The 5,502-nt window shown below is 74.5% G+C and carries 10 protein-coding genes; 1 reads left to right on the top strand and 9 read right to left on the bottom strand.

Translation table 11 applies throughout. From position 1 onward, the window contains the following. A partial coding sequence (locus AB0K37_RS39895; protein ID WP_363990809.1) for a GntR family transcriptional regulator occupies window positions 1–530 on the bottom strand: 530 nt, incomplete at its 3' end. Between the two features lie 28 nt (window positions 531–558). Between AB0K37_RS39895 and AB0K37_RS39890 the strand changes: the two genes are divergently transcribed. Further along, window positions 559–1,392, top strand: coding sequence for a methyltransferase domain-containing protein (locus AB0K37_RS39890; protein WP_363990806.1), 834 nt, complete (start codon window positions 559–561; stop codon window positions 1,390–1,392). 85 nt (window positions 1,393–1,477) lie between these two features. Here the strand turns inward: AB0K37_RS39890 and AB0K37_RS39885 are convergent, their stop codons facing one another. Genes AB0K37_RS39885 through gvpJ form a run of 8 tightly spaced genes read right to left on the bottom strand, consistent with a single transcriptional unit; the run spans window position 1,478 to window position 5,227 of the window. Then, on the bottom strand, window positions 1,478–1,990 hold the full coding sequence (locus AB0K37_RS39885; RefSeq protein WP_363990803.1) for a gas vesicle protein K: 513 nt from the start codon (window positions 1,988–1,990) through the stop codon (window positions 1,478–1,480). Continuing rightward, on the bottom strand, window positions 1,987–2,193 hold the full coding sequence (locus tag AB0K37_RS39880) for a gas vesicle protein (protein ID WP_230298832.1): 207 nt from the start codon (window positions 2,191–2,193) through the stop codon (window positions 1,987–1,989). The genes AB0K37_RS39885 and AB0K37_RS39880 overlap by 4 nt, the downstream gene beginning before the upstream one ends. Continuing rightward, the gene (locus AB0K37_RS39875; RefSeq protein WP_363990800.1) at window positions 2,190–3,083 is read right to left on the bottom strand and encodes a GvpL/GvpF family gas vesicle protein; all 894 of its coding nucleotides are present in this window, start codon (window positions 3,081–3,083) and stop codon (window positions 2,190–2,192) included. Before AB0K37_RS39875 ends, AB0K37_RS39880 begins: the two co-directional genes overlap by 4 nt. Next, the gene (locus AB0K37_RS39870) at window positions 3,080–3,466 is read right to left on the bottom strand and encodes a gas vesicle protein (protein WP_363990812.1); all 387 of its coding nucleotides are present in this window, start codon (window positions 3,464–3,466) and stop codon (window positions 3,080–3,082) included. The genes AB0K37_RS39875 and AB0K37_RS39870 overlap by 4 nt, the downstream gene beginning before the upstream one ends. Before the next feature lie 15 nt (window positions 3,467–3,481). After that, window positions 3,482–3,739, bottom strand: a complete 258-nt coding sequence (gene gvpO / locus AB0K37_RS39865) for a gas vesicle protein GvpO (RefSeq protein WP_363990797.1) — start codon at window positions 3,737–3,739, stop codon at window positions 3,482–3,484. 10 nt (window positions 3,740–3,749) lie between these two features. Continuing rightward, complete coding sequence (locus AB0K37_RS39860) at window positions 3,750–4,001, bottom strand: gas vesicle protein GvpG (protein WP_345181817.1); 252 nt, start codon at window positions 3,999–4,001, stop codon at window positions 3,750–3,752. A 6-nt stretch (window positions 4,002–4,007) separates the two neighbouring features. Then, window positions 4,008–4,796, bottom strand: coding sequence for a GvpL/GvpF family gas vesicle protein (locus AB0K37_RS39855; protein WP_363990794.1), 789 nt, complete (start codon window positions 4,794–4,796; stop codon window positions 4,008–4,010). Continuing rightward, the gene (gene gvpJ / locus AB0K37_RS39850; RefSeq protein ID WP_363990791.1) at window positions 4,793–5,227 is read right to left on the bottom strand and encodes a gas vesicle protein GvpJ; all 435 of its coding nucleotides are present in this window, start codon (window positions 5,225–5,227) and stop codon (window positions 4,793–4,795) included. Before gvpJ ends, AB0K37_RS39855 begins: the two co-directional genes overlap by 4 nt. Window positions 5,228–5,502: the final 275 nt, after the last annotated feature.

The raw sequence follows: 5,502 nt of genomic DNA, 5'->3' as shown, positions 1-5,502 counted from the left end.
CCGAGGCCGGCGGCGGGCAGGTCGCGCAGGACGGTCCGTTCGGCGCGCTGCCAGGCCGCGCGCGGGAACGCGGCGAGGTCGGGCAGGCCGGGTGACAGGTCGATGCGGGCGGGCAGGTCGCGCAGGACGTCGAATATGTCGGGGCCGGGGTGCGTGGGGAACGAGGCGGAGGGCGCCGGGGTGGTGGCCGCCCGGCCGGGGCGTTCGGGCAGGGGCACGGGGGCCGGGGTGAGGGGGGCCGCGACGACGATGGTGCCGGCTCGGCCGCGTCCGGCGAGGTGGCCTTCGTCGGCCAGGCGCTGGTAGGCCTCGGTGACCGCGCCGCGGGAGACGCGCAGTTCGGCGGCCAGGACGCGGGTGGCGGGCAGGCGGGTCCCGACGGGCAGGCGGCCGTCGGCGACGGCGTCGCGGAGGCGTCCGGCGAGCCAGTCGGCGAGCCCGCCGGGCGGGGCGTCGGCGGGGTCGAGTTGCAGGAAGTCCGACCCCGGCGTTACGGACCTGTTCGGTTCGCCGTCTTTGGACCTGTTCACCGGGCCATTGTGCGGCCACGGTGGTCGCATGGAAACCACGATGACGAACGGTCCCGGCGGCTATGTGCACGGGTACTCGGGACGGGAGTCGCGGCGGCTCGGCGACCAGGCCGACGCGCTGGCCGCGTTGGTGCACGACGGGACCGCCTATCCGGCGGGCAGCCGGGTGCTGGAGGCCGGCTGCGGGGTGGGGGCGCAGACGGTGCATCTGGTGGCGCGCTCCCCCGGCGTGCGCCTGACCGCCGTGGACCTTTCGCGCGCCTCGCTGGAGCAGGCGCGTGCCCGCGTCGAGGCGTCCTTCCCCGCGGCGCGGGTGCGGTGGCGGTGCGCCGACCTGCGGGACCTGCCGTTCGGTGACGCGGAGTTCGACCACGTGTTCGTGTGCTTCGTGCTGGAGCATCTGCCCGACCCGCGCGCCGTGCTGGCGGGTCTGCGGCGGGTGCTGCGGCCCGGGGGGACCCTCACGGCCGTCGAGGGCGACCACGGGTCGGCGTTCTTCCACCCCGACAGCGCCCACGCGCGCGCCGCGATCGCCCATCAGGTCGCGTTGCAGGCCGCGGCGGGCGGCGACGCCCTGCTCGGGCGGCGGCTGGGGCCGCTGCTGGCCGAGGCCGGGTACGCGCGGGTCGGCGTGGTCCCGCGGACCGTGTACGCCGACCGGGCGCGGCCCGATCTGCGGCGGGCCTTCACCCGCGACACCTTCACCGCGATGATCGAGTCGGTGCGCGGCGAGGCCGTCGCGGCGGGGCTGGCCACCCCGGCCGACTTCGACCGGGGCGTCGCCGACCTGCACCGCACCGCGGACGCCGACGGAACGTTCCACTACACGTTCTTCAAAGCCACCGCCGTGAACCCGGAATGAGAGCCGCCCCCCGGGGGCCGGGCCAGAAGCGGCCCGGCCGGTGACCCGGCCGGTGACCCGGCCGGTGACCCGGCCGGCGGGCCGCTCAGTTGTCGGGCAGGAGCGGGCCGAGCGGGCCGAGGTCGAGGTTGAGGTCGTGGTCGTCGAGGTCGAAGTGGTCCTTCAGGCGGGTCATCGCCTCGTCCAGGCGCATCAGCGCCAGCCCCAGGTCCTCGATCTGCTGGTCGGTGAGGTCGCCGCCCTCAGCGCGGCGCAGCGCCTGCCGCTCCATGAGCTGCCGGATCAGTTCGACCAGGGTCAGCACCAGCTTCACCAGGTCCCGCTCGACCGTCTCGGGGTCGGAGCGCAGCCGCTGCATCGTGCGCGAGGACCGCTCCCGCAGGTCCGCCTCGCGCACCGGCGCGGCGCGCACCGGGGCGTCCCCGTGGGAGGACTCGGTGCGGCCGGCCAGAATGTCGTCGGTGAAGGGGTCGCCGACGGCGGGGTCGCGCACCGACACCTCCCCGCTCACCGGCTCGCGGCTCCCCCGCTCGCGGTCGCCGCGCGCGGAGGGCCCGGCGCCGGTCGGGCCGGGGGGCCGGCGGTCGGGTCGGGTCACGGTCGTTCCTCCTCGGGCAGCAGCTCGTCGCGGACGGAGGTGATCAGCGCCCGCAGGGACACCTCCACCAGGTCCACGCCCGCGATCGAGATGACCAGGTCGCCGGTGATGACGACGCCGCCCGCCAGCAGCCGGTCCAGCAGGTCGACCAGCGCGATCCGCTCCATCGGGACGTCGCGGCCCTGGTCCAGGACGGCCGTCACGCCGCCCCCGGCTCGATGAAGGAGTAGGGCGGCCAGGGCCCCGTCACCTCCACCTCGATGCCCGCCAGCCTCTCGCCGGCCGCCCGCGCCACCGCCAGGAACCCCTCCACCTGCTCCTCGTCCAGCAGGTAGGCGACGTTGAGGATCTGGGTGTCCGCCCGGCCCGACAGGCGCGGGTCCTGCGGCGGGTGGTGCCGTGACGCCACGGCGTGGTCGGCGAGTTCGGCGTGGACCGCGTCGGCCTGCTCGCCGACCCGGCGGCCGGCGTCGGCGCGGCGCCGGCGCTCCTGCTGCCGGCGCCGCAGGTACGCCGCCCCCGGCCCGGCGGGGGCCGTACCCGCGGCGCCCTGGTGGGGGCCGGTGAGGGGCTCGGCGCCCGGCGCGAGCCCCCCACCGGGGTCGGGGCCGTCGCGGCCGGTGTCGCCGCGCAGCAGTGCGGGGTCGGCGTAGGCTTTCACGCCCCACTCGGAGCGGCCGTCGATCAGGTCGAGGACCTCGGTGAACCGTCCGCCCTCGTCGGTGAGCACCTCGGCGACGCGGGCGTCGTCGCGGTAGATGGTCGCGATCCGCACCGGCGCGGTCGGGGCGGCGTGCGCGGCCCGGTCCACCACGTCGTGGTGGGCGCGGGCGGTGGCCTCCAGCCACTGCAGGTCCTCAAGGTTGGCGCGCAGCGCCGCCTCGCCGTACTCGTCGAGCCGGACGGTGCTGACCAGGGCGGTCAGTCCTGCCGCGACCACGCCGCGCACGGGCGCGCCGGCGACCCCGGGGGTGTCGTGCAGCGCGGCCGGGTCCAGGCCGCGCGCGACTCCGTACAGGTAGACGCCGGTGCCGGCCGGGTCGGCGGCGGCGTGGTCGCCGGCGGTCCGGCCGGCGAACCCGGGGGCGGTCATGATGAGGGCTCCTTTCCGTCTCCGGTCCGTTCGGCGGCGCCGTCGGCGCCGGCCTCGAGGGCGGCCAGGCGCTCGCGCAGCCGCCGGTTCTCCTCCAGCAGTTCGCGGTCGCCCTGGCCGTCCATCTCCTTCTGCCGGGCCTTGGAGGACAGGGACGGGTCGTGCTCCCACCAGTCGATGCCCATTTCCTTGGCCCGGTCCACCGACGCCACCAGCAGCCGAAGCTTGATCGTCAGCAGTTCGATGTCCAGGAGGTTCACCCGGACGTCCCCGACGATCACGATCCCCTTGTCGAGGATGCGTTCCAGCAGGTCGGCCAGGTTGGCGCCCTGCCGCTCCCCGGCCACCGACCGCGCCGGTGAGCGCTGGCCGGTCCAGGAGATCTCACTCACAGCCGCTCAGTTCCTCTCCACTCGTCCGCGGGAGTAGCGGCCGGCGCGCCGGTAGCTCACCAGCTCCCCGTCGGCGTCCACCTCGGTGTCGTAGACCGCGAGGATGTCCGCGGAGTCGGGGATGCGATGGGTCTCCACGACCTCCACCTTGACGCGCCAGCCCTCCTCGGTGCGCTCCATTCCCACGACGCTCTCGGCCCTGCGGCCGGTCATCGCCGTCACGTGCTCCACCGCCATCGCGGCGGCCTTGGACGCGGACATCATCACCGGCCTCCTAGCCGCCCGGCTGGTAGCCGCGGGCGCGGCCCTCGTTCAAGCGGCGGATCAGCTCCTCCTCGCGCTCGGCGGCCTCCTCCTCGGTGATCTCGCCGGCGGCGGCCTCGTCGGCCACCTGCTGCATCTCCGCGGCGATGCGCCCCGGGTCGTACAGCTGCGCCTCGGCCTGTTCGGTCAGGGTCTCGGCCAGCCACATCACGCCCTTGACGGGCGCGAGGGGGGCCGTGACCAGACCGGTGAAGAATCCCATCGCCTGTCACGCCTCCGGAACGAAGTCGTAGGGCGGCAGCGGCCCGATGAGCCGGAGGCGGATCCGGTCGCCGTGCTGCTGCCCCAGCTTCTCCACGGCCTCCTCGAACGCGGCGCGGCGGTCGGCGCGGACCAGGAAGGAGGCGTCCAGGACGTCCTCCTCCCGGGCCGGGGTCTTGCGCGTGAACGCCTCGGCCGCGGAGGCGGCCCCGTCCAGCAGGACCTGCTCGTCGCTCTCCCGGAGCCGCTGCATCGACTGCGCGATCAGCTCGCCGAGCCGGACGCGGTCGTAGTAGACGGCGTCGGCGGCGTCGGCCGGGACCTCCCGCAGCCGCTGCGCAAGCTCGGCGACCTCCGGGTCGTTCTGCATGATCTCCCGCAGCACCGCGTCCTCGACGTAGGTGCCCTTGACGCGCAGCTCGACGCGGCCGTCCAGCTGGTCCAGGACCTGCGCGAAGCGCTCGGAGTTGTCGGCCAGCAGTTCCTTCTCCACCGCGCCGCGGTCGGCCAGCGCGGCCCCGAACCGGAACGGCAGGACCACGGTGCCGGCGTCGACCAGCGCGTTGAGGACCCGCTGGTGCGCGACCAGGTCGGCGCGCTCGCCGAGGGCGCGGTCGGCCGGCAGGTCGCTGACGACGGCGGCGGCCGTGCCCCCGTCCTCCACCAGCGACACCGGACGGTCGTCCAGCCCGGCCAGGTCCGGCGGGAGCGCCACGCCCGACCGGGTCACCCCGTACACGTACTGCGGGATCCGGTCCCCGGCCTCAGAGCCGCCGGGGGTCTGAGGCGTGCTCATTCTTCCTCGTCCTCCTTCTTGCGCGACGAGCGGCGCCGCGCGGGTTCCTTGTCCTCTTCCTCGTCGGAGTCGCCGCCGAAGGTCTCCTTCAGCCGCTCCTGGGCCCCCTCCAGGGCACCGCGCGTCTTCTTCTTGGCGCCCGACTCCTGCATTCCGCCAACGAACTCCGGCAGGCCCTGCGAAGTGCCGTCGTGAGCGATGTCCAGACGGTTCACCGCCTCGGCGAACCGCAGGTAGGTGTCGACGCTGGCGACCACGATCCGCACGTCGATCGTGAGGATCTCGATTCCCACCAGCGAGACCCGCGCGTACAGGTCGATGACCAGACCCTTCTCCAGGATCAGGTCGACGACGTCGGCGAGGCCGCTGCCGGAACCGCCGCGCTGCACGACATTGCTGCCCGAAGTCTGCTGGGCGATCGGCCCAGTCATGTGATCGCTCCTTCTCGGGGTTGACCCGTTTGGGGGTGAAGCATGAACCCCGGTGTACCCGCCTCGGTCTGCCTAAACAGGAGATCTGTTTCCGGTTATGTGCTGTTCAAGACGAAATGTCTGTCCAGACACGCGCGACGCCCCCGCAGAACGCGTTCTGCGGGGGCGTCGCCCTCGTCGAAAGACTCGCGGGATGCCGAGGTCAGCGCTTGCGGGCGGTGAGGCGCCCGACGACGACCCCGGCGACGGCCGCGCCCGCCACCGGCACCGCCCGC

The organism is Actinomadura sp. NPDC049753, from assembly GCF_040674655.1.
In the GTDB taxonomy this organism is placed as follows: Bacteria; Actinomycetota; Actinomycetes; order Streptosporangiales; family Streptosporangiaceae; genus Spirillospora; species Spirillospora verrucosospora.
The sequence above is the reverse complement of the archived record's forward strand: the minus strand, read 5'-3'. Positions and strand labels throughout refer to the sequence as shown.

Coding starts and splice junctions, on each gene's coding strand:
- AB0K37_RS39890 (WP_363990806.1), top strand. CDS start 559: ATGGAAACCACGATGACGAACGGTCCCGGCGGCTATGTGCACGGGTAC.
- AB0K37_RS39875 (WP_363990800.1), bottom strand. CDS start 3,083: ATGACCGCCCCCGGGTTCGCCGGCCGGACCGCCGGCGACCACGCCGCC.
- gvpO (WP_363990797.1), bottom strand. CDS start 3,739: ATGATGTCCGCGTCCAAGGCCGCCGCGATGGCGGTGGAGCACGTGACG.
- AB0K37_RS39860 (WP_345181817.1), bottom strand. CDS start 4,001: ATGGGATTCTTCACCGGTCTGGTCACGGCCCCCCTCGCGCCCGTCAAG.
- AB0K37_RS39855 (WP_363990794.1), bottom strand. CDS start 4,796: ATGAGCACGCCTCAGACCCCCGGCGGCTCTGAGGCCGGGGACCGGATC.
- gvpJ (WP_363990791.1), bottom strand. CDS start 5,227: ATGACTGGGCCGATCGCCCAGCAGACTTCGGGCAGCAATGTCGTGCAG.